The sequence below is a fragment of the Streptococcus oralis genome (assembly GCF_964238205.1).
Lineage (GTDB): Bacteria > Bacillota > Bacilli > Lactobacillales > Streptococcaceae > Streptococcus > Streptococcus oralis_CZ.
In genome coordinates, this window is record NZ_CAXSLF010000003.1 from 99,333 (window position 1) to 121,002 (window position 21,670).

Here is a 21,670-nt window from a genome sequence, read left to right on the forward strand (position 1 = left end):
AAATTAACTTGACTTAAAAATAAAATTAAGGTATATTAAAATCCAGGAGGAATACAACTTTATGATACGTATCGAAAACCTCAGTGTCTCCTACAAAGAAACGTTGGCACTAAAGGATATTTCACTAGTGCTCCAAGGACCAACGATTACCGGAATCATCGGTCCAAACGGCGCTGGGAAATCAACATTATTAAAAGGTATGCTGGGAATTATCCCACATCAAGGTCAGGCATTTCTCGATGACAAGGAAGTTAAAAAATCCTTACATCGAGTTGCCTATGTCGAGCAAAAAATTCATATTGACTACAACTTTCCCATCAAGGTCAAGGAATGCGTCTCGTTAGGACTATTTCCCTCTATTCCTCTCTTTCGAAGTTTAAATGCTAAACATTGGAAGAAAGTGCAAGAGGCCCTTGAAATCGTCGACCTAGCTGACTACGCTGAACGTCAAATCAGTCAACTGTCTGGAGGTCAGTTCCAGCGGGTCTTGATTGCCAGATGTTTGGTGCAGGAAGCCGACTATATCCTCTTAGATGAACCCTTTGTTGGGATTGACTCAGTCAGTGAGGAAATCATCATGAATACGCTGAGAGATCTGAAAAAAGCTGGGAAGACGGTTCTCATCGTCCACCACGACCTCAGCAAGGTTCCCAACTACTTCGATCAAGTCTTGCTTGTCAATCGAGAAGTGATTGCTTTTGGTCCGACCAAAGAAACCTTTACCCAAGCCAATCTCAAAGAAGCTTACGGTAATCGACTCTTTTTCAATGGAGGTGACCTATGATTGCAGAATTTATCGATGGATTGCAAAAATTCCATTTCTTACAAAATGCCTTGATAACAGCTATTGTTATCGGGGTCGTAGCTGGAGCTGTAGGATGTTTCATCATTCTACGTGGGATGTCACTCATGGGAGATGCCATTTCACATGCTGTCTTACCAGGTGTAGCCCTCTCCTTCATCTTGGGCATTGACTTCTTTATCGGAGCCATTGTCTTTGGACTGCTAGCTGCTATCATCATTACCTACATCAAGGGAAACTCGATTGTCAAAAGCGATACCGCCATTGGGATTACCTTTTCATCTTTCTTGGCTCTAGGTATCATCTTGATTAGCGTGGCTAAAAGCTCGACTGACCTTTTCCATATCCTTTTTGGTAATATTCTTGCTGTTCAAGATACAGATATGTTTATTACTATGGGTGTAGGGGCAGCCATTCTCTTGTTAATCTGGATTTTCTTCAAGCAACTCTTGATAACGTCCTTTGATGAACTCTTGGCTAAAGCCATGGGAATGCCTGTCAATTTCTATCACTACTTACTCATGGTACTCCTAACTCTCGTGTCTGTGACAGCCATGCAAAGTGTCGGAACTATCCTGATTGTAGCCATGCTGATTACCCCAGCTGCAACTGCTTATCTGTATGCTAATAGCCTGAAAAGTATGATTTTCCTTTCCTCAACCTTTGGAGCTACAGCTTCAGTTTTGGGACTCTTTATCGGCTATAGCTTTAACGTTGCGGCAGGTTCTAGTATCGTGCTTACAGCTGCTAGTTTCTTTCTCATTAGCTTCTTTATCGCTCCAAAACAACGATATTTGAAACTGAAAAATAAACATTTGTTAAAATAAGGGGCAAAGCCCCAATAAATTGGAGGATCTAATGAAAAAATTAGGTACATTGTTCGTTCTTTTTCTTTCCGTAATTGCTCTTGTAGCATGTGCTAGCGGAAAAAAAGATGCAGCTTCTGGTCAAAAACTAAAAGTTGTTGCCACAAACTCAATCATCGCTGATATTACTAAAAATATTGCTGGTGACAAGATTGATCTTCACAGTATCGTTCCTGTTGGTCAAGACCCACACGAATACGAACCACTACCTGAAGACGTCAAGAAAACTTCTCAAGCTGATTTGATTTTCTATAACGGTATCAACCTTGAAACAGGTGGAAATGCTTGGTTTACAAAATTGGTAGAAAATGCCAAGAAAACTGAAAACAAAGACTACTTTGCAGTCAGCGAAGGCGTTGATGTTATCTACCTTGAAGGTCAAAACGAAAAAGGCAAAGAAGACCCACACGCTTGGCTCAACCTTGAAAATGGGATCATCTTTGCTCAAAATATTGCTAAGCAACTCATCGCTAAAGACCCTAGCAACAAAGAATTTTACGAAAAAAATCTCAAAGAATATACTGATAAGCTAGACAAACTTGACAAGGAAGCTAAAGCTAAATTCGACAATATTCCTGCTGAGAAAAAACTCATCGTAACCAGTGAAGGATGCTTCAAATACTTCTCTAAAGCCTACGGTGTCCCAAGTGCCTATATTTGGGAAATCAATACTGAAGAAGAAGGAACTCCTGACCAAATCAAGACCTTGGTTGAAAAACTTCGCCAAATGAAAGTCCCATCACTATTTGTTGAGTCCAGTGTCGATGATCGTCCAATGAAGACTGTTTCAAAAGACACAAACATCCCAATCTATGCTCAAATCTTTACGGACTCAATCGCTGAAGAAGGTAAAGAAGGCGATAGCTATTACAACATGATGAAATACAACCTTGACAAGATTGCTGAAGGTTTAGCTAAATAATCATTTTAAAAACGTCAGTCACCTTGAATTGGCGTTTTTTTTGATTCAAAATCCGGTCAAATTATTGGAAGAGTCTGAACATTTAATGTAAAATGAAAGAAAAAAGATTGGAGTAGCTTATGACTACATTCCTTGGAAACCCTGTTACGTTTACAGGAAAACAACTACAAGTGGGCGACAAGGCACTTGATTTTTCTCTCACTACAACAGACCTTTCTAAAAAATCTCTGGCTGATTTTGACGGTAAGAAAAAAGTCTTGAGTGTCGTGCCTTCTATCGATACAGGTATCTGCTCAACTCAAACGCGTCGTTTTAATGAAGAACTGGCTGGACTGGATAATACGGTTGTCTTGACTGTTTCCATGGACCTACCTTTTGCCCAAAAACGTTGGTGCGGTGCTGAAGGCATTGAAAATGCCATCATGCTCTCAGACTATTTCGACCATTCCTTTGGACGTGATTACGCCCTCTTAATCAATGAGTGGCACTTACTTGCTCGCGCGGTCTTTGTCCTTGATGCTGACAATATTATCCGTTATGTTGAGTATGTGGACAATATCAATTCCGAGCCAAACTTTGAAGCAGCCATTGAAGTAGCAAAGTCGCTTGACTAAAAGAAACCCCACTTGTAACAGGGCAGAAAGCTAGAGAAATCTAGCTTTTTTTGGTATACTAGATGGAGATAATAAACAAGGAAATGCGAATGACACCAAATAAAGAAGATTACTTAAAATGTATTTATGAGATTGGCATAGAAGTTCCTAAGATTACCAATAAGGAAATCGCTGCTCGGATGCAGGTATCACCTCCAGCTGTAACTGAGATGATCAAGCGCATGCAATCCGAAAATCTTATATTAAAAAATAAAGAAAATGGCTATATACTAACGGATATTGGCTTAAAGTTGGTCTCTGACCTTTATCGTAAACATCGTCTCATTGAGGTTTTCCTAGTTCACCATCTAGACTATACCAGCAATCAGATTCACGATGAGGCTGAGGTATTAGAGCATACAGTTTCAGACCTTTTTGTGGAGCGACTAGAAACTATGTTAGGCTTTCCAAAGATCTGTCCCCATGGTGGAACCATTCCTGCCAAGGGTGAGCTTCTAGTTGAGGTTAATAACCTGCCACTCTCTGATATCAAGACAGCGGGAACCTATCTTTTGACAAGAGTTCATGATAGCTTTGAACTTCTCCAATATTTGGAAAAACATGCCATCCATATTGGAGAACAACTCCAAGTCAAGCAGTTTGATGGCTTCTCTAATACCTTCACTCTGATTCACAAGAATGAAGAACTCCAAGTCAGCCTAGAAATCGCCAAGCAACTTTACGTTGAAAAAATGAACTAATTTCTCAAGTCCCCTACCAACCCTGAAAGCTTGATTTTCAGGGTTTTATTTCTAGCATTTGATGTTACTCTCATTTTGTTGTAGAATGTTTGTAAAAAAAAGAAAGATATTTTAACCTATGAAAAAATCACTAAAAATTTTTGCGACATCCAAATGGTTTGACCTCTTTGGGGTTGCTCTGGTCGTTGGAATTGCGATCGCATCTGGTTACTTCAACTCCCGTCTCGATAAATTCGTAGACTGGGGCCCATGGACTGCCCTTGTCCCCTTTGGATTGATTTCCGTAACCAACGTTGGGATTTCCATGTTGTCCACTCGTTTCACGGGAAAATTAAGCAAATGGGGAAATTACTTTGGCATTGTCAATACGATTTTGTCCGGCACCATTGACTATATACTTGGAAATAAGGCGGCCATTATCACCTATCCTGTCACCTTCCTCATTTATACCTTTGCTATTAAGAAATGGGAAGCTTCGCAAGAAGGCAGACCCAACCAAATGAGCCAAAAACAACTAAAATTGGCGGCCATCATCATTTCCATCATCGCCTTCCTCTTTGCCTTTGCGACCAACTATATCGGCTATGGAGGAAAGATGAATCTCCTTGCCTACGTAACAACTATTGCCTTCGCACTGTCTCTCATTGCCAATGCTTTGAATGCATTGAAACTGACAACTCAGTGGGGATTTTGGTTGATTTACAATTTCGTTCAGCTGACAAAGGCTGGCATTCAAGGAAACTTTGCCAATATCGGAAAATACATCTTTTATATCCTCAATGCAATCGGAGCTTTATTTGTCTGGAATGATGAAGAAGTGGAAAAATAGAAGGAAACTCAAATAAAGAAAGCAAGCCGACTTAATAGAATCTCCTTACTAAAATTTTTTATCATTTTACTTGTAACTCCCATTCTTTTGGAGTAGAATGAAGCTAGATAAAAGAGGGAGGTCATCTTATGAAAAATCTCTTTAGAATCCATTTTACAGCCATCGTAGTCAGCGATTTGCTACTGTTGGTAACTTTCAGACCCCGATACGAACTTTCTTTGGAGAGAGGCCTGATTTTTTGCTTCATTTTCATCCTTGCTCAAGGACTACTGCTATTTCACTTGGTCAATCGACTCAAAAAACATTTCTCTGAGATTTATCCTCAGATGAACAAAAAAATTCGCCTTTACTACTTAGAGATTCTCTCCGCTGACCTACTATTATTTGTCTTTTTAGCCATCACTGGCCCTCAACATTTTTACTCTCTTACTCCAGTCTTTACTTCCTGTCATTCTACTTTTTATTATATAACGGCTAGCCACCTAAGAGAAAACTATCCAGACTTTTATGACAAACATATCTCTTTGTGGGAGTGTCTCTAAGGAAAAAAAGGTTTTATCATGAAAAAAATCATCTACATCAAAACCATTCAACTCCTCATCATCGATGGAATCATGCTGGCATTTTTGACATTTAAAGAGGGACTTATACTCAATGAAAATCAAAGAGCAAACTAGGAAGCTAGCCGCAGGCTGTACTTGAGTACGGCAAGGTGAAGCTGACGTGGTTTGAATTTGATTTTCGAAGAGTATTACCTGGGATTGGATTTTGATTTACAGCGGTTGGCTCATCTTCTTTCACCCTGTGCTGTTTACCTATCTTTCCAACCAACTTTGTGACCACTTTAGTCAACTCTATTCCCAGATTAGACCGAGATTCTGGCGTTTTGCCTTACAAATCCTCCTATGGGATAACCTGATAATTCTCTCCTTGCTGTTTTTAAGTGGTATCCCACCTTTCCTTCAGGGAAGTCTCCTCATCCTAAGATATCTCATCTCTTCCTATCGCACCTGCCAAAGCCTGAAAAGAGACTTCCCCCAAGCCTATCAAGAACCCATTTCATTTTGGAATATTTTGTGATTGATAAGAAAAACCAAGCTGACTGGGCTTGGTTTTTCTTATCTATTTTTGGTGTCAAGGATGATGGTTACTGGGCCATCATTGACCAGTTCCACCTGCATATCTGCTCCAAAGACTCCTGTCTCAACAGGAACTTCCTTGGCTAGTTCTTGGTTAAATTCTTGATAGAAAGCTTCCGCCATATCCGGTTTAGCAGCGCCTATAAAGGCTGGACGATTTCCCTTTTTGGTATCTGCAAACAGAGTAAACTGAGAGATGGAGAGGATTTCGCCTTGGATATCCTTAACAGATAGGTTCATCTTGCCTTCAGCATCTGAGAAAATTCGCATATTGACAAGTTTTCTGACTGCATAATCCAAATCTTCCTGCTGATCCTCAGGTCCAACACCTACTAAGAGTAAGAGTCCCTGCTGGATTTTCCCATATACTTGACCTTCAATAGAAACTTGAGCTTTCTTGACACGCTGAACGATAATTCTCATAGCAATCCTTTCTGATGATATCAAGCCAACTTAACCATTGGTCCGTTTGACTGAGTAGACTTCTGGTACACTCTTAATCTTATCAACCACGGTGGTCAGCATTGAAAGGTTTGAAATTCCAAAGGAAACATGGATATTGGCAAATTTCATATCCTTGGTTGGTTGGGCATTAACTGTTGAGATATTTTTAGTTGTATTTGATAAGACTTGCAAGATATCATTCAATAGACCAGAACGGTTGAGCCCGTAGATATCGATGTGAGCCATATACTCCTTACTTGAGAATTGGTCTTCCCATTCAACATCGAGTAGACGTTGTTCGTAATTTTCCTGTGAACGAAGGTTCATACAGTCCACACGGTGGATGGCAACTCCACGTCCTTTGGTAATATAGCCGACGATATCATCACCTGGAACAGGATTACAACATTTGGCAATCCGGATCAAGAGCCCAGAAGCACCTTGGATGACTACTCCACCCTCATGCTTAACCTTAAGCGTGTCCTTGTTCTCCACCTTGACTTCGCCACCCTTAACCAGTTCTTCTGCTTCTGCCTTAGCCTTGGCACGCTCTTCTTCACGACGTTCTTTCTCTGTCAAACGGTTAAAGACAGTAATAGCTCCGATTTCTCCAAAACCAATCGCAGCAAAGAGAGCTTCTTCAGTCTTATAGCTGGTTTTTTGAAGGACTTCATCCATGTGGCGTTTGTCCATAAATCTATTGGCCACATAGCCATTTTCTTGGAGCTGACTAATCAGCAATTCACGACCTTTATTGATAGACAATTCTTTATCTTGGTTTTTAAAGAACTGACGAATTTTGTTACGAGCCTTGCTGGTCTTGACCATATTAAGCCAGTCACGGCTTGGTCCAAATGAATTTGGATTAGTGATGATTTCAACCTGGTCACCCGTTTTTAACTTGGTCGTCAAGGGAACCATACGACCATTAACCTTGGCACCAGTCGCTTTTTCCCCAATCTTTGTATGAATTTCATAAGCAAAGTCAATCGGTCCAGAATCCTTTGGAAGTGAACGAACCGCCCCATCTGGAGTAAAGACATAAATCTCCTCAGCCAGATAGTTTTCTTTGACCGTATCCACAAACTCCTTGGCATCATCTGCTTGATCTTGGAGTTCCATCATCTCCTTGATCCAGTTCATTCCAATAGCAGATTCCTTGCTATTAACTTGCCCCTTGATTCCTTTTTTGTAGGCCCAGTGAGCCGCAACCCCGTACTCAGCAACCTCGTGCATCTCCTTAGTACGAATCTGGAACTCAATCGGCCCTTTTGGTCCATAAACAGTCGTATGGATAGACTGGTAACCATTGGCCTTACGATTGGCAATATAATCTTTAAAACGTCCCGGCATTGGTTTCCAAAGCTCATGAACGTAGCCCAACATCGCATAGACATCACTCTGAGTGTCTAGGATACAACGAATAGCAATCAGGTCATAGATCTCTTCAAAGCGTTTTTTCTTGTCCTGCATCTTGCGATAGATAGAGTAGATATGCTTTGGACGGCCATAGATTTTCCCTGTAAGGTGGCGCTCAGATGAGTATTCCTCGAGTTTCGTCACAACTTCATCAACCAAGGCTTCACGCTCTTGACGTTTTTCCTTCATCATGTGACTAATCTTGTAAAATTCAGTTGGATTGAGATAGCGGAAAGAGAGATCTTCCAGTTCCCACTTCACACTTGAAATCCCCAGACGGTGAGCTAGTGGTGCATAGATTTCCATGGTTTCTCTGGAAATACGCTCCTGCTTGTCCTTACGAAGGTGCTTGAGGGTGCGCATATTATGCAGACGGTCAGAAAGTTTGACCAAGATAACACGGATATCCTCTGACATAGCCATGAGCATCTTACGGTGATTCTCAGCCAGCTGCTCCTCGATAGACTTGTACTCAACCTTACCAAGCTTGGTAACACCGTCTACAATCACTCGGACATCATGACCAAATTCGCGTTCTAAGTCATCTAAAGTAGCATCTGTGTCTTCTACCACGTCATGCAAAAAACCACAGGCAACAGTGACAGCATCTAGCTTGAGTTTAGCCAAGATACCTGCTACCTGAATAGGGTGGATAATGTAAGGCTCACCTGATTTACGATATTGGCCACTATGGCATTCTACAGCGTAAACCAAGGCCTTGTGTACAAAAGCCACATCTTCTTTCGATAAATATTTTTGCGTTAAAGCGACGACTTCATCGCCTGAATAAATTACTTCTTTCGGCATGCATACTCTCCAATTCTTCCTACCATTTTAACACTTTTTTGAGGATATGAAAACTAGTAAAGCCCATTCTGTAAGAGTTTGCTAAACTTGATAAAAAACACTACTAGAAAAACTCTAGTAGTGCTCATTGATTAAAATCTATCTTAGTAAACTGTTCTTTCAGTTTCTACGTCGAAGAAGTGTGCTTTGTTCAAGTCAAATCCAAGTTCAACTGTTGCACCTGCTTGCAAGTAGTCACGAGCGTCAACTTTTGCAACGAACTCATCTTTACCAACTTGGCAGTATAGGTGAGATTCTGAACCAAGCAATTCTGATACAGAGATCGTTGCTTTCACAACTGATTCTGGGAATGTTTCAAGGAAAGCAGGTTCAGCATTTACGTCTTCTGGACGGATACCGAAGATCAATTCTTTACCTTCGTAACCTTTTTCACGAAGAACTTTCAAAGCACCTTCTGGTACTTTCAAAGTAAATCCGTCAGCAACAATGCGATCACCGTTCAATTTAACGTTGATGAAGTTCATAGCTGGGCTTCCGATAAATCCTGCTACAAATTTGTTAACTGGGTTTTTGTAAACTTCTTGAGGAGTACCGATTTGTTCAACACGTCCGATAGTACCTGTACCAGCAGGGTTCTTAGTTGCTGACATGATAACGATACGGTCTGCAAGTGTCATCGCTTCTGTTTGGTCGTGAGTTACGTAGATAGTTGTAGCTCCGATACGACGGTGGATTTTAGCGATTTCAGCACGCATTGATACACGAAGTTTAGCATCCAAGTTTGACAAAGGTTCGTCCATCAAGAATACTTTGGCATCACGGACGATTGCACGACCCATGGCAACACGTTGACGTTGACCCCCTGAAAGGTCAGCTGGTTTACGATCCAAGAATTCTTTCAAACCAAGAATTTCTGCTGCTTCTTGTACACGTTTGTCAATATCTTCTTTGCTGTATTTACGCAATTTCAAACCGAAGGCCATGTTATCGTATACAGTCATGTGTGGGTAAAGAGCGTAGTTTTGGAATACCATGGCGATGTCACGGTCTTTTGGAGCTACGTCATTGACAACCACGCCATCGATAGATGCAGTACCTTCTGTGATGTCTTCAAGACCAGCAATCATACGAAGAGTAGTTGATTTACCACATCCTGAAGGTCCTACGAAAACGATAAACTCTTTGTCTTTGATGTTCAAGTTGAAATCTTCAACTGAATAGTGTTCGCTGTTTGGATATTTTTTGTAAATATTTTTAAGATTTAATTCTACCATTGTGGAGAACTCCTTTTGTCATTTGATAGTTTTATTATAGATGAAAACGTTTTACTTTTCTATGGCAAAGTGACCAAAAAAATAAAAAAGTTCTGTGCAACTTGCACAAAACTTTAGATTATACCTGGTAAAATCAACTGATAACACAAGGTGAGGTCAGTCAATTCTTTCAACTGAAGCCCTGTCAATTCTTCCCATTTATCAATCTTGTACTGGAGAGAATTGCGATGCAGATACAGTTGTTGAGCTGTTTTGGTCAGGACTGCACTGTTTTCCCACAGTGAAAGGATGATTTCCTGAATCTGATCCTGGTCCACAATCATCCGATGCAGATATTCCTTGATCACTCGAAGATCCACAATTCTTTCACCCATACTCCACAGATAGAGTTGAGAAAAAGTATGGAAACCTTGATGCCCTTGTCGCCACCAGTTTTTGAACAAGTCACGTTCTGCTTTGATGAGGTCTGACAGAGCCTGATGTCCTGTCTGTGACCAGACCTGACCTAACATGATGGATAAACGTACTCCAAAGTCATATTCTACTGCTTCCAAGGTATCCATCAAGATAGAACGAACAGAGGTGTATTTGTCCTGTTGGAGAACAAAAATGTAATCCTGCGCTCCCACCTGAAGCACTGTTTGACAATTTGGAAAGAGGGTTCCCATCATCTCCAACCAAGACGTCAAATTCTCCTGTTGGAAATAGGAAAGGTGGCAATAAACAAGCTGCAACTTTTTAAAGTTTTGCGGTGCCTGTCCCTTACCTTCGATCAGATAAGTATACCAAGGATTGAGGGAAATGGTTTGCTCCTGTTTGGTTAAGAGAGCCACCAGTTGTTTTTCACGCTCGCTAAGACTAGCTTCCTCAAGCAAAAGCCACTGATAATTTGACAGAGGTAGACTTAGATAACCCTCTTTATCAACTGGCTGATCTAAGATTTTACCATCAGGAAACCAATCCAGTAGTTCTTTTGCAATCATTTCTAGCCCTCCACTTTTTGGATGCACCAAGAAATCAAGGTTTCTAGGCGTTCCACATTTTCAGTCATATGAAGATAGCCCATGACCGCTTCAAAACCAGTAGACATACGGTAGGTTACCACATCCGCATTCTTAGCCTTGGTATGGCTGTTGGTGTTGCGACCCCGTTTATAGATTTCTTCTTCTTTTTCCGTTAGGACTTCTTCTTCCAGCATGAGGGAAATCAAATGTGCCTGAGCCTTAGCTGATACATACTTGGTTGCCTCTTGGTGGAGTTTATTGGGCTTGGTCATACCTTTGAGAATGAGATGACGGCGAATATACATAGAATACACCGCATCCCCTTCAAAGGCTAACGCAATCCCGTTAATGAGATTGACATCAATCACGAGTCCACCTCACTCCATCCTTGGTATCAAGCAACTTAATCCCTTGTGCAGCTAGTTGGTCACGGATTTGGTCAGCTGTCGCAAAGTCTTTATTAGCACGCGCTTCTTGGCGTTTTTGAATCAAGGCTTCAATCTCTTCATCCAAAACTTCCTCAACAAAGACCACTCCAAAGACTTCTAACATGGCTGCAAGGGCTTCCTTAACAGATTCATCATAGTTGCCTGAGTTGATCCATTTGGCCATTTCAAAGACAACTGTGATTCCGTTAGCTGTATTGAAATCCTCATCCATGGCCGCTACAAACTTATCTTTAAAAACCTGTAACTCTTGAGCATCTACAGTTCCAGAGAATGGTTGCTCGTAAGTGTTCTTCAAATACTTGAGATTAGTCTCTGCATCACGCACTGCTTTTTCCGTAAAATTGATAGGCTTGCGGTAGTGCTGAGTGGCAAAAAAGAAACGTAGCACTTGCCCATCAATCGTTTCGAGGGCATCGTGTACAGTGATAAAATTACCCAAGGACTTAGACATCTTGACATTATCGATATTGACAAAGCCATTGTGCATCCAGTAGTTAGCGAAGGTCTTGCCTGTTTTAGCTTCTGACTGGGCAATTTCGTTGGTGTGGTGTGGAAACTCAAGGTCAGCTCCACCACCGTGAATATCGATGGTATCGCCTAAAATCTCAGTTGACATGACCGAACACTCGATATGCCAGCCTGGACGACCTGGTCCCCAAGGACTCTCCCAAGAAATCTCACCTGGTTTGGCAGCTTTCCAAAGGGCAAAGTCCACAGGATTTTCCTTGCGAGCTGTTTCTTCATCCGTTCGACCTGAAGCACCTAGTTCCAAGTCTTCTAGGGTTTTATTGGCCAATTTAGCATAGTTGTGGGATTTTTCTACACGGAAATAGACATCCCCTTGACTCTCATAAGCATAGCCCTTTTCAATCAAGTCTTCTACAAAACGGATGATGTCAGCCATAAACTCTACAACACGTGGATGACGAGTCGCAGGTTTCACACCCAAAGCCGTCACATCTTCACGAAAGGCAGCGATATACTTGTCCGCTACTTCCTGAGGTGTGATACCTTCTTCCTTGGCACGGTTGATAATCTTATCATCCACATCGGTAAAGTTTGAAATGTAGGCAACCTCATAACCACGGTACTCAAAGTAGCGACGAATGGTATCGAAGGCTACTGTTGAGCGGGCATTCCCCACGTGGATATAGTTATAAACTGTCGGCCCACAGACATACATGCGAACCTTGCCCTCTTCAATGGGCACAAATTCTCGCAAATCACGCGACATAGTGTCATAGATTTTAATCATAAAATAATAGTCAGGAAAGCTAAAATTCATAAACAGATATTTTCATAACTAACTGTTCAACGAAATTTTAGTCCGATTACCTGTCACAAATCGGATTTCCTTGCTCCTTTCTAAACATAAAAGAAGAATGAAGTAAAAAGATGAAGGGAGTCACTACGGAAGTTTTATTGCTATGTTTTCCGTTAGGCTCCCTTCCTTTCTTGTTTCGAATTTATCGTAAAGACTAGTCTAAACTAACTCTTGAGCAATGACTAGGGCAATCTCAAAGAAAGTCATAGAATCCGCTTTTCTATCCTCGCGTCTAGCATCCCATTCGTGATTGTGATGGTCGACATAGTCAGCTGTGTAGAAAAATTGATAGACATTGGCTTGTCGATATTGGGCCCAGGCCATGATAGCTGAAGCTTCCATATCTACAACTCTAGCTCCTGCTGCTAGTCTTCGTTTGACCTTAGCGGCTGTCTCACGATAGAAGGCATCTGTGGTCCAAGACTTGGTACGAATGTGCTCAATACCAGCTTTATCCAAGGCTTTTTCCATAGTTAAGAGTAGAGATCGCTCATAAGCTATTTCATCACTCGCTGGAGCATAGTGATAACTAGTACCTTCATCACGTAAAGCCGAGCTTGGTAGGATAATCTTATCTGCTTGAATAGACTGGTCCAGAACTCCGCAAGATCCCAAAACAATAAAGTTCTTAAATCCTCTTGCTTTGAGTTCTTCTAAGAGTCCAACAATCATTGGAGCACCAATCGTAGCCATAGCAACTGCTACCTTACTCCCACCTTTTTCATAGATATACCATGGTAGTTTGCCATTTAGATTGGTAAGATAGCCACCTTCGTAGACACCATCTATCTGCTTTACTCGTTCAAGGATTTCTCCATTAAAAGACAAGATAATGGTATCACAAACTTCTCCACCACTAAGGAGGCTTCGATCAGTTGGCTCGATAACAGCAGGTACATTTTCAAATTCTTCTAATAGCATTTATTACTCTTTCGCATTCAGATAAACCACTTGGGTTTGTTTGACAAAGCCAATCTTTTCATATAAGCGTTTGGCACCGACGTTGCTGTCCTCTACTGCAATCTGAAATTCCTTATCATTTTGCTCAATCAGTTGGTTGACGAGGGATTTTGCTAAATAGCTTCCATAACCTTTTCCACGATTGACTTCAGCAATCGCAAGTCCATAAAGGTAATTGCATTTTCCAGACACATCGACCGTACAAACGCCAATCACTTGACCTTCTTTGAGTAATATGTAAAGCAGACTATCAGGATCCTCCAAGGCCTCCGAAATGTATCTGTGGCTCACTTCCGGTGCTTCCACTTCATCTGAAAAGGTTTGGTGGTGGAGCTGGGCAATGGCTTCAAGATAAGAAGGTTCTGCCAAGAGCACATCGACATCCGAACGGGAATCTAATGCATAAGCAGTTCGATCACGTCCTAACCAGGTTTCTGTCTCTTCATCCTCAATTAGTCCCCAGTTGCTGACAAAACCAGGATGACGGTCTAGAAAAATACGTTCTGTCTGAAAAGTCACTGAACGAATAGGGAAAGAAGTCGTTTCTTTCTCAAAGCTAGTAAATAAAGCACGTGCAATTCCCTGACGGCGATGATTGGGATGAACCAGTATCGTCACTTCCACATCTTGGTCATCAGCATAGACAGTTAACAAACCAACAAGTTCGCTTTTTTCGTAAAAAAGGAAAAAGGCGGGCATGTTTAGGTCAAAATTAAGCATGTTAGAAAGATAAGGATCACGATAAGTTCCATCATAGGCTTGACAACAGTTAATTAGTTTTTTCGCTTCAAATAACTCCTCTTGGCTTAACTTATTTCTTACTTGAATCATACAGATATCCTCTACAGCCCAGACGATCTATGACTAGCATCTCTCGCTTGCTCGAGTTTATTGACGTAGTATTCCCGTTTTCCTTCAACTTCATGAATGGTGGGTTCATCCTTTTGTCCATGTACTCGAACAATCTTGGCAGGAATACCGACAACCGTCACATCGCTAGGAACATCTGCCACAACAACTGCTGCAGCACCGACTTTGGCATTTTCACCGATTTCTACAGGCCCGATAACTTGGGCATGTGCAGATATGAGAGCTCCCTTACGCACGGTCGGATGGCGTTTGCCAACATCCTTCCCTGTCCCACCAAGAGTTACCCCGTGGTAGAGAAGAACCCCTTTTTCAACGATAGCTGTTTCCCCAATCACAAGACCAGAACCGTGGTCGATGAAGACACCTGAGTCAATCTGAGCACCCGGATGAATCTCGATTTGTGTCCAAAAGCGCCAAAACTGGCTGTGCATACGAGCTAAGAGCTTAAAGCCATTCTCCCAGAGAAAATGAGAGAGACGGTGGGCAGCTAAGGCTTTGACACCAGGATAGGTCAAAAGAACCTCCAAAGTGGTGCGAGCCGCTGGATCATTTTCTTTTACGATATCAATGGTTTCACGCCACCATCCCATACAATTCTCCTTTTCTTATTCTGAGTCTTTTGGTGTTTCTGTAGTTTCTTTCTTAGGTTTGTGGTCCTTGTGGTGGTGACGAGGACGATCGCCATGACGATGACCCTTTTCACCTTTATCTTCTGAATGTTCAGGTTTCGGTGGACGTGGCAAGAGTGCTTTCATCGAAGCATCTACACGACCTTTTTCATCAATCTTGATAATCTTAACATCCACTTCATCACCAATGGCTACCAAGTCTTCGACACGGTTAGTGCGAGTCCAAGCCATTTCAGAGATGTGAACGAGAGCGTCAGTCTTGTCAAAGAGGTTGACAAAGGCACCGAATTTCTCGATACGCACAACTTTGGCATGGTAGACTTCATCCACTTTCGCTTCACGAACCAAACCAGCAATGATTTCTTTAGCGCGGTTAATGGCAGCTTGGTCACTAGAGTAGATAGAAACGTTACCTTCTTCGTCGATATCAATCTTAACGCCTGTTTCAGCGATGATCTTATCGATGGTTTCCCCACCCTTACCAATAACAATCTTAATCTTGTCCACATCAATCTTGATGGTATCAATTTTCGGAGCAGTTGGAGCCAATTCTGGACGAACTTCTGGAATGGTTGCTTCAATGACATCAAGGATTTCAAAACGAGCTTTCTTGGCTTGAGCAAGAGCTTCAGTCAAGATTTCTGCAGTAATTCCTTGGATCTTGATATCCATCTGAAGAGCTGTAATCCCATCACGAGTACCTGCAACCTTGAAGTCCATATCTCCAAAGTGGTCTTCCAAACCTTGGATATCTGTCAATACTGTATAGTTGTTTCCATCTGAGATAAGACCCATAGCAATACCAGCTACTGGCGCCTTGATTGGCACACCACCAGCCATAAGGGCAAGTGTCCCCGCACAGATAGAGGCTTGTGAAGAAGAACCGTTTGATTCCAAGACTTCTGCTACCAAACGGATCGCGTATGGGAATTCTTCCAAGCTTGGCAATACTTGAGCAAGGGCACGCTCACCGAGAGCACCGTGACCAATTTCACGACGACCTGGCGCACCGTAACGACCAGTTTCCCCAACAGAGTATTGTGGGAAGTTATAGTGGTGCATAAAGCGTTTCTTGTACTCTGGATCCAAACCATCGATGATTTGCGTTTCACCCATTGGCGCCAAAGTCAAGATAGAAAGAGCCTGAGTTTGTCCACGCGTAAAGAGTCCTGAACCGTGTACGCGAGGAAGGAAGTCAACAACCGCATCCAAAGGACGGATTTCATCGACCTTACGACCGTCAGGACGAACCTTGTCTTCTGTGATCAAACGGCGCACTTCTGCGTGTTCCATTTGTTCCAAGATTTCAGCCACATCACGCATGATGCGGTCAAATTCTTCGTGGTCTGCATATTTTTCTTCGTAAACTGCTGTAACTTGGTCTTTCACTGCTTGAGTTGCAGCTTCACGCGCCAATTTTTCTTCTACTTGGACTGCTTTTTGAAGGTCGCTGTTGTAGGCTGCGATGATTTCCGCCTGCAAGTCAGCATCTACATGAAGCAATTCTACTTCTGCTTTTTCCTTACCGACTGCCGCAACGATTTCTTCTTGGAAGGCAATCAATTCTTTAACAGCTTCGTGTCCTTTGAGAAGAGCTTCCAACATGATTTCTTCTGACAATTCTTTGGCACCAGACTCTACCATGTTGATAGCATGTTTCGTACCAGCTACTGTCAATTCAAGAAGCGATTGCTCTGCTTGTTCTTGAGTTGGGTTGATGATGATTTCCCCGTCAACATAACCTACTTGTACCCCAGCGATTGGTCCGTCAAATGGAATATCTGAGATAGAAAGTGCCAATGATGAACCAAACATAGCTGCCATTGGTGCAGATGCATTTTCATCGTAAGAAAGAACTGTGTTGATGACTTGCACTTCGTTACGGAAACCTTCCGCAAACATTGGACGTATTGGACGGTCGATCAAACGCGCTGTCAAAGTCGCATCTGTTGAAGGACGTCCTTCACGTTTCATAAAGCCACCAGGAAATTTCCCAGCCGCATACATTTTTTCTTCGTAGTTGACTTGAAGTGGGAAGAAATCCCCAGTTGCCATCTTCTTAGACATAACGGCAGCAGTCAAGACAGTTGACTCACCGTAACGCACGACAACAGAGCCATTTGCTTGCTTCGCAACCTGACCAGTCTCTACGATCAACTCACGACCCGCAAAAGTCGTTTGAAACACTTGTTTTGTCATTTTAATCCCCTTTGGATTGATAAAATTATACGCCTTGCCTACAAAGATCAAGATACTAAGGACGTCAAAAGCAAAGTAAAAATAGGAAACTGGTGAAGTCTTCGATGAAGACAAGACAGTTTATCTTTTTTACACAGCTTTTCGGCCGGGTTCAATTACTCAAGATATTTTGGACGGTTCGGATTGCCGAACATTTCTGTAGAAAAATAGGAAGGTGACGTCGCACTCGATGAGTGCTAGGAAGCTTATCTTTTTTCCTAAGAAATGAGACCAAAATTCAATTACTCAAGATATTTTGGACTTTTTGAGTTGAGTTTTTGCAACCTTAATAACCTAAATACCCTCATCTTTGTATCAAGTACGTACAGAGTCTATTTTATCATATTTTTCTTAAAAAGTGCTGGCTTTTCTATTAAAAAGGAACCATTCCTCTATGAAAAGAGGAATGGTTTATTGATTATGATCCTTGAGGTTGGTGATTAAACAAGGCATGGGTTGCTTGGTGAATGTACTGAGCAGTATCTGCATTGTTCATGGTGTAGAGATGCACACCTGCTACGTCTTGCGTTACCAAGTCCACGATTTGGTCTACGGCATAGGCAAGTCCTGCTGCTCTGAGTGACTCAGGGTCATTCTCATACTTGTCCAAAATAGCCTTGAACTTACGTGGGAGATGGATATTCTCACAAGTCTTCAAGAGACGAAGCGCTTGGTTACGATTCAGGATTGGCATAATTCCAGCATGGATAGGAACATCAATCCCAGCCAAGGTACATTTATCTTGGAAATCGTAGAAACGCTCATTGTCAAAGAAAAGCTGGGTGACAAGACTTGAACAGCCTGCATCTACTTTTCTTTTCAGATTTTGAATATCTGAGATTTGGTTTGGCGAATCAGGGTGCCCTTCTGGGTAACAAGCTCCAATGATTTCAAAGTGCGGGGCTTGGTCCTTGATAAACTCAATCAAGTCTGTGGCATAACGGAAATCTTTTTGTGGTTCCACATCAGGAATGAGATCTCCACGAAGAGCCAAGATTTTCTGAACCCCAACCTTATCCAAATCTGCAATGGTATCAGCCACCTTATCCTTAGTCAGATAGATAGCTGGCAAGTGAGCAATGGTTGGAATCTCCAAGTCATTTTGGATATAGTCTGCCAAACGAACTGTCGTCTCTTTGATATTAAATTTATTATTGCTGGCAGTCACACTGATGAAGTGTGGCGCCAAGTCCTGCATATCTTTCAGGGCTGCAATAATTTTGTCATTGCCTACTGCTGGGTTTGGAGGGAAAACTTCAAATGAGAGGGACGGTGTTTGACGTGACATAATGTATAAACCTTTTTCTAGTTGATTTCTTACTGATCAACGATGCATGGAGAACTGTCTTTTCTTACAATTTCTCACGCGCAGCTTTCGCAGCTTCTACAAGGCGGATCAAGCTTTCTTTCGTTTCTGGAATACCACGTGTTTTCAAACCACAGTCAGGGTTAATCCAAACTTTTCTGCTTGGAACTTTAGCAAGGATTGCTTCGATTGTGTGGTCGATTTCGCCTTCGTTAGGCACACGAGGTGAGTGGATATCGTAAACCCCAGGTCCAACTTCTGTTTGGAAGTTTTTCGCTTTTAGTTCATCCAAGATTTCAAGGTTTGAACGGCTAGCTTCAAATGAGATAACGTCTGCATCCAAGTTGTCGATAGCTGGGATGATATCTGTAAATTCTGAGTAACACATGTGAGTGTGGATTTGTGTGTCTGGTGCTACTGTTGAGTGTACCAAACGGAAGGCTGGGATAGCCCAGTCAAGGTAGTCTTCGTACCAGTCGCTACGACGGAGTGGCAATTTTTCACGAAGAGCAGCCTCGTCGATTTGGATGATTTTCACGCCTGCAGCTTCAAGGTCAAGAACTTCATCTTTGATAGCAAGAGCGATTTGAAGAGTAGAATCCTTGATAGAGATGTCTTCACGTGGGAATGACCAGTTAAGGATAGTAACAGGTCCAGTCAACATACCTTTAACAGGTTTGTCCGTACGGCTTTGTGCATAGCTAGACCATTTCACAGTGATAGGGTTGAGACGAGTCACATCACCCCAGATGATTGGTGGTTTAACCCCACGCATACCGTATGATTGTACCCAACCGTTCTTAGAGAAGAGGTAACCTGACAAGTTTTGACCGAAGTACTCAACCATGTCGTTACGCTCGAATTCACCGTGTACAAGCACGTCAAATCCAACTTCTTCTTGCCATTTGATCCATTCGTCGATCGTTTCAGCAAGGAAGGCATCGTATTCTTCTTGTGACAATTCACCCTTACGGAAGGCCAAACGTTTAGCACGAACTTCCTTAGTTTGAGGGAATGAACCGATCGTTGTTGTTGGAAGAGCTGGAAGTTTGAATGCTTCTTCTTGGATAGCTTCACGTTCTGCGAAGGCTGGCAAACGAGTGTAGTCTGCGTCAGTCAATCCAGCGATACGTGCACGAAGTTCCGCATTTTCACCAACACGTTCAGTCGCAAAGAGTTCTTTGTTTGCTGCAAGAGCTTCTGCTCCTTGACCGTTGCGAATAGCATCCAAGTCACGGATTTCATCCAATTTTTCAACTGCAAAAGCAAAGTGGTTCAAGATAGCTGGTTCAAAGTCTTCATTTGCTGTTGTAAATGGCACATGAAGAAGTGAACATGAGCTTGTCAAAACGATATTTTCAGCTGGGATTTGCTCAAGAACAGCCAAACTCTTTTCGTAGTTGTTGCGCCAGATGTTCTTACCATTGACAATACCTGCATAAAGAGTCTTGTCAGCTGGGAAGCCACCTTTAACGAGTTCAAGAGTTTTCTTACCTTCAACGAAGTCAAGACCGATCGCATCTACTGGCAATTTCACAAGGTCAGCGTAAACGTCACGCACGTCACCGAAGTAAGTTTGAAGCAAGACTTCAAGACCTTTTTTGTCAGCCAATAGTTTGTTATAGAGGTTCAAGAAGAGAGCTTTTTCTTCTTCTGTCAAGTCTTTGACAAGAGCAGCTTCGTCGAGTTGGATACGAGTTGCACCAAGTTCAGCCAATTTCGCAAAAACATCTTGGTAAGCAGCTACTAAGCTATCCACGAAATCTTCTGCTTTCACACCTTCTTCAAAGTCTGACAATTGAAGGAACGTGAATGGACCTACAAGGACAGGACGAGTGTTAAGACCAAGTTCTTTAGCTTCTTGGAACTCATCAAAGATCTTGTGACCAGCCAATTTTACTTGAGTGTCTTTTTCAAATTTAGGAACGATGTAGTGGTAGTTGGTGTTGAACCATTTCTTCATCGGAAGGGCACGAACATCCCCTTTTTCTCCTTGGTAACCGCGTCCCAAAGCAAAGTAACGTTCAAGGTCTGATAAGTCCAAGTTTTGAACAGATGCAGGCACTACGTTGAAAAGGAAGGCAGCATCAAGGAAGTTGTCATAGTGAGAAAAGTCATTTGATGGAATTTCAGTGATGCCTTTTTCTTTAACGATGTTCCAGTGTTTTGCACGCAATTCTTTCGCAGCAGCTAAAAGTTCTTCTTCTGAGATTTCTTTTCTAAAATATTTTTCAGTTGTAAATTTTAATTCGCGGAATTCACCCAAACGTGGGAAACCGATAATTGTAGTTGACATGTTTTGTCCTCCAAAAATTGTTGTTGAAACTATCTTAACAGAAAAGAAATCATCTGTATAATTGTAAAAAATTAGGCTTTGATATAGTTTGAAACTATATCGTTATTTGAAGTACAAAAAAAGATTTGGAGAAGATTCCCCAAATCCTTGATAGATAATGGTTAATAGAGTTTTTAAATATATACGTTTAGAACAAAATATTAGTGAACCGAGAGCTGACTATGGCTTGGTATTAGAAAAGACTATAAGTTGGTTTTCTTTTGTAATTCTGATATTTCCCTGAAAAAGTGCGGACGGGAGGTAAAATTATCCAGTGGATGATTTTAGCAAACCAAGTCATTTCATCCCTATCAACCTTTTTCCTGTTCAAGCGGGACGACTGCGAGTGTCTTGCCTAAACTGGCTAGAACTTTTAAGACGGTATCCAACTGAGGACTCGTCTTTCCTGTTTCCATCCTAGCTATGACAGGCTGGCTCACTCCACTGAGTTCTTCTAGTTTTTTCTGACTGATACCTTGCTCATGTCTAGCTTCAATTAACTCACTCATGATAGTCACTCGCATATCACTCTCAAGGATTTCCTCCTTGGTAAAGAGTTGAGACCGAACATCCTTCCAGTTACTCCCAATGGCACTATTTTTCATCACTTACTCCTCTTTCTTTTAAGTCCTTCAGTTCACGCTTGGCTTTTTTAAATTATAACTTAAAAGTTATTAAAAGTAAATCCTTGTATTCATA

At 41.9% G+C, this 21,670-nt stretch carries 20 protein-coding genes; 7 read left to right on the plus strand and 13 right to left on the minus strand.

Annotated elements, in window-relative coordinates; translation table 11 throughout:
- The first annotated feature begins 61 nt into the window (after window positions 1-61).
- The 7 genes from ACESOD_RS05585 (at window position 62) to ACESOD_RS05615 (ending at window position 5,315) form a co-directional block, all read left to right on the plus strand.
- Complete coding sequence (locus tag ACESOD_RS05585) at window positions 62-784, plus strand: metal ABC transporter ATP-binding protein (protein WP_006148892.1); 723 nt, start codon at window positions 62-64, stop codon at window positions 782-784.
- Complete coding sequence (locus tag ACESOD_RS05590; protein WP_006148893.1) at window positions 781-1,629, plus strand: metal ABC transporter permease; 849 nt, start codon at window positions 781-783, stop codon at window positions 1,627-1,629. Before ACESOD_RS05585 ends, ACESOD_RS05590 begins: the two co-directional genes overlap by 4 nt.
- Before the next feature lie 31 nt (window positions 1,630-1,660).
- Window positions 1,661-2,590 carry a metal ABC transporter substrate-binding lipoprotein gene (locus ACESOD_RS05595; RefSeq protein WP_373094446.1) on the plus strand — a complete coding sequence of 310 codons (930 nt, stop codon included), beginning with the start codon at window positions 1,661-1,663 and terminating at the stop codon, window positions 2,588-2,590.
- A gap of 119 nt (window positions 2,591-2,709) precedes the next feature.
- Window positions 2,710-3,204, plus strand: a complete 495-nt coding sequence (gene tpx / locus ACESOD_RS05600) for a thiol peroxidase (RefSeq protein ID WP_373094447.1) — start codon at window positions 2,710-2,712, stop codon at window positions 3,202-3,204.
- An 89-nt stretch (window positions 3,205-3,293) separates the two neighbouring features.
- On the plus strand, window positions 3,294-3,944 hold the full coding sequence (locus ACESOD_RS05605; protein WP_373094448.1) for a metal-dependent transcriptional regulator: 651 nt from the start codon (window positions 3,294-3,296) through the stop codon (window positions 3,942-3,944).
- Between the two features lie 118 nt (window positions 3,945-4,062).
- Window positions 4,063-4,773, plus strand: a complete 711-nt coding sequence (locus ACESOD_RS05610; protein WP_373094449.1) for a nicotinamide mononucleotide transporter — start codon at window positions 4,063-4,065, stop codon at window positions 4,771-4,773.
- 128 nt (window positions 4,774-4,901) lie between these two features.
- On the plus strand, window positions 4,902-5,315 hold the full coding sequence (locus tag ACESOD_RS05615) for a hypothetical protein (protein ID WP_373094450.1): 414 nt from the start codon (window positions 4,902-4,904) through the stop codon (window positions 5,313-5,315).
- Between the two features lie 576 nt (window positions 5,316-5,891).
- On the opposite strand, the gene dtd is transcribed toward ACESOD_RS05615, so the two are convergent.
- From dtd to ACESOD_RS05680, 13 genes are all read right to left on the minus strand, one after another.
- Window positions 5,892-6,335 carry a D-aminoacyl-tRNA deacylase gene (dtd, locus tag ACESOD_RS05620; protein ID WP_373094451.1) on the minus strand — a complete coding sequence of 148 codons (444 nt, stop codon included), beginning with the start codon at window positions 6,333-6,335 and terminating at the stop codon, window positions 5,892-5,894.
- Between the two features lie 30 nt (window positions 6,336-6,365).
- Entirely contained in the window at window positions 6,366-8,582 is a 2,217-nt protein-coding gene (locus ACESOD_RS05625) for a RelA/SpoT family protein (RefSeq protein WP_373094452.1), read from the minus strand.
- Between the two features lie 143 nt (window positions 8,583-8,725).
- The gene (locus ACESOD_RS05630; protein WP_049504000.1) at window positions 8,726-9,856 is read right to left on the minus strand and encodes an ABC transporter ATP-binding protein; all 1,131 of its coding nucleotides are present in this window, start codon (window positions 9,854-9,856) and stop codon (window positions 8,726-8,728) included.
- A gap of 113 nt (window positions 9,857-9,969) precedes the next feature.
- On the minus strand, window positions 9,970-10,839 hold the full coding sequence (locus ACESOD_RS05635; protein ID WP_373094453.1) for a helix-turn-helix domain-containing protein: 870 nt from the start codon (window positions 10,837-10,839) through the stop codon (window positions 9,970-9,972).
- Between the two features lie 2 nt (window positions 10,840-10,841).
- Window positions 10,842-11,228 carry a Mini-ribonuclease 3 gene (locus ACESOD_RS05640; RefSeq protein WP_045763483.1) on the minus strand — a complete coding sequence of 129 codons (387 nt, stop codon included), beginning with the start codon at window positions 11,226-11,228 and terminating at the stop codon, window positions 10,842-10,844.
- Window positions 11,221-12,564: a cysteine--tRNA ligase gene (gene cysS / locus ACESOD_RS05645; protein ID WP_373094454.1), complete on the minus strand. Its 1,344-nt coding sequence runs from the start codon at window positions 12,562-12,564 to the stop codon at window positions 11,221-11,223. Before cysS ends, ACESOD_RS05640 begins: the two co-directional genes overlap by 8 nt.
- A gap of 228 nt (window positions 12,565-12,792) precedes the next feature.
- On the minus strand, window positions 12,793-13,554 hold the full coding sequence (locus ACESOD_RS05650) for a nucleoside phosphorylase (protein WP_373094455.1): 762 nt from the start codon (window positions 13,552-13,554) through the stop codon (window positions 12,793-12,795).
- Between the two features lie 3 nt (window positions 13,555-13,557).
- A complete protein-coding gene (locus ACESOD_RS05655; protein WP_373094456.1) occupies window positions 13,558-14,424 on the minus strand; it encodes a GNAT family N-acetyltransferase in 867 nt (288 codons plus the stop codon).
- Window positions 14,425-14,435: 11 nt separating this feature from the next.
- A complete protein-coding gene (cysE, locus tag ACESOD_RS05660) occupies window positions 14,436-15,053 on the minus strand; it encodes a serine O-acetyltransferase (protein WP_373094457.1) in 618 nt (205 codons plus the stop codon).
- A gap of 15 nt (window positions 15,054-15,068) precedes the next feature.
- Window positions 15,069-17,291 (minus strand): polyribonucleotide nucleotidyltransferase, encoded by a 2,223-nt coding sequence (gene pnp / locus ACESOD_RS05665; RefSeq protein ID WP_373094458.1) that lies wholly within the window; start codon window positions 17,289-17,291, stop codon window positions 15,069-15,071.
- Between the two features lie 457 nt (window positions 17,292-17,748).
- A complete protein-coding gene (metF, locus tag ACESOD_RS05670) occupies window positions 17,749-18,618 on the minus strand; it encodes a methylenetetrahydrofolate reductase [NAD(P)H] (RefSeq protein WP_373094459.1) in 870 nt (289 codons plus the stop codon).
- A gap of 64 nt (window positions 18,619-18,682) precedes the next feature.
- Window positions 18,683-20,932, minus strand: a complete 2,250-nt coding sequence (metE, locus tag ACESOD_RS05675; protein ID WP_373094460.1) for a 5-methyltetrahydropteroyltriglutamate--homocysteine S-methyltransferase — start codon at window positions 20,930-20,932, stop codon at window positions 18,683-18,685.
- Window positions 20,933-21,282: 350 nt separating this feature from the next.
- The gene (locus tag ACESOD_RS05680; RefSeq protein ID WP_373094461.1) at window positions 21,283-21,576 is read right to left on the minus strand and encodes a helix-turn-helix domain-containing protein; all 294 of its coding nucleotides are present in this window, start codon (window positions 21,574-21,576) and stop codon (window positions 21,283-21,285) included.
- Between the last annotated feature and the right edge of the window lie 94 nt (window positions 21,577-21,670).

Coding starts and splice junctions, on each gene's coding strand:
- ACESOD_RS05585 (WP_006148892.1), top strand. CDS start 62: ATGATACGTATCGAAAACCTCAGTGTCTCCTACAAAGAAACGTTGGCA.
- ACESOD_RS05590 (WP_006148893.1), top strand. CDS start 781: ATGATTGCAGAATTTATCGATGGATTGCAAAAATTCCATTTCTTACAA.
- ACESOD_RS05595 (WP_373094446.1), top strand. CDS start 1,661: ATGAAAAAATTAGGTACATTGTTCGTTCTTTTTCTTTCCGTAATTGCT.
- tpx (WP_373094447.1), top strand. CDS start 2,710: ATGACTACATTCCTTGGAAACCCTGTTACGTTTACAGGAAAACAACTA.
- ACESOD_RS05605 (WP_373094448.1), top strand. CDS start 3,294: ATGACACCAAATAAAGAAGATTACTTAAAATGTATTTATGAGATTGGC.
- ACESOD_RS05610 (WP_373094449.1), top strand. CDS start 4,063: ATGAAAAAATCACTAAAAATTTTTGCGACATCCAAATGGTTTGACCTC.
- ACESOD_RS05615 (WP_373094450.1), top strand. CDS start 4,902: ATGAAAAATCTCTTTAGAATCCATTTTACAGCCATCGTAGTCAGCGAT.
- dtd (WP_373094451.1), bottom strand. CDS start 6,335: ATGAGAATTATCGTTCAGCGTGTCAAGAAAGCTCAAGTTTCTATTGAA.
- ACESOD_RS05625 (WP_373094452.1), bottom strand. CDS start 8,582: ATGCCGAAAGAAGTAATTTATTCAGGCGATGAAGTCGTCGCTTTAACG.
- ACESOD_RS05630 (WP_049504000.1), bottom strand. CDS start 9,856: ATGGTAGAATTAAATCTTAAAAATATTTACAAAAAATATCCAAACAGC.
- ACESOD_RS05635 (WP_373094453.1), bottom strand. CDS start 10,839: ATGATTGCAAAAGAACTACTGGATTGGTTTCCTGATGGTAAAATCTTA.
- cysS (WP_373094454.1), bottom strand. CDS start 12,564: ATGATTAAAATCTATGACACTATGTCGCGTGATTTGCGAGAATTTGTG.
- ACESOD_RS05650 (WP_373094455.1), bottom strand. CDS start 13,554: ATGCTATTAGAAGAATTTGAAAATGTACCTGCTGTTATCGAGCCAACT.
- ACESOD_RS05655 (WP_373094456.1), bottom strand. CDS start 14,424: ATGATTCAAGTAAGAAATAAGTTAAGCCAAGAGGAGTTATTTGAAGCG.
- cysE (WP_373094457.1), bottom strand. CDS start 15,053: ATGGGATGGTGGCGTGAAACCATTGATATCGTAAAAGAAAATGATCCA.
- pnp (WP_373094458.1), bottom strand. CDS start 17,291: ATGACAAAACAAGTGTTTCAAACGACTTTTGCGGGTCGTGAGTTGATC.
- metF (WP_373094459.1), bottom strand. CDS start 18,618: ATGTCACGTCAAACACCGTCCCTCTCATTTGAAGTTTTCCCTCCAAAC.
- metE (WP_373094460.1), bottom strand. CDS start 20,932: ATGTCAACTACAATTATCGGTTTCCCACGTTTGGGTGAATTCCGCGAA.
- ACESOD_RS05680 (WP_373094461.1), bottom strand. CDS start 21,576: ATGAAAAATAGTGCCATTGGGAGTAACTGGAAGGATGTTCGGTCTCAA.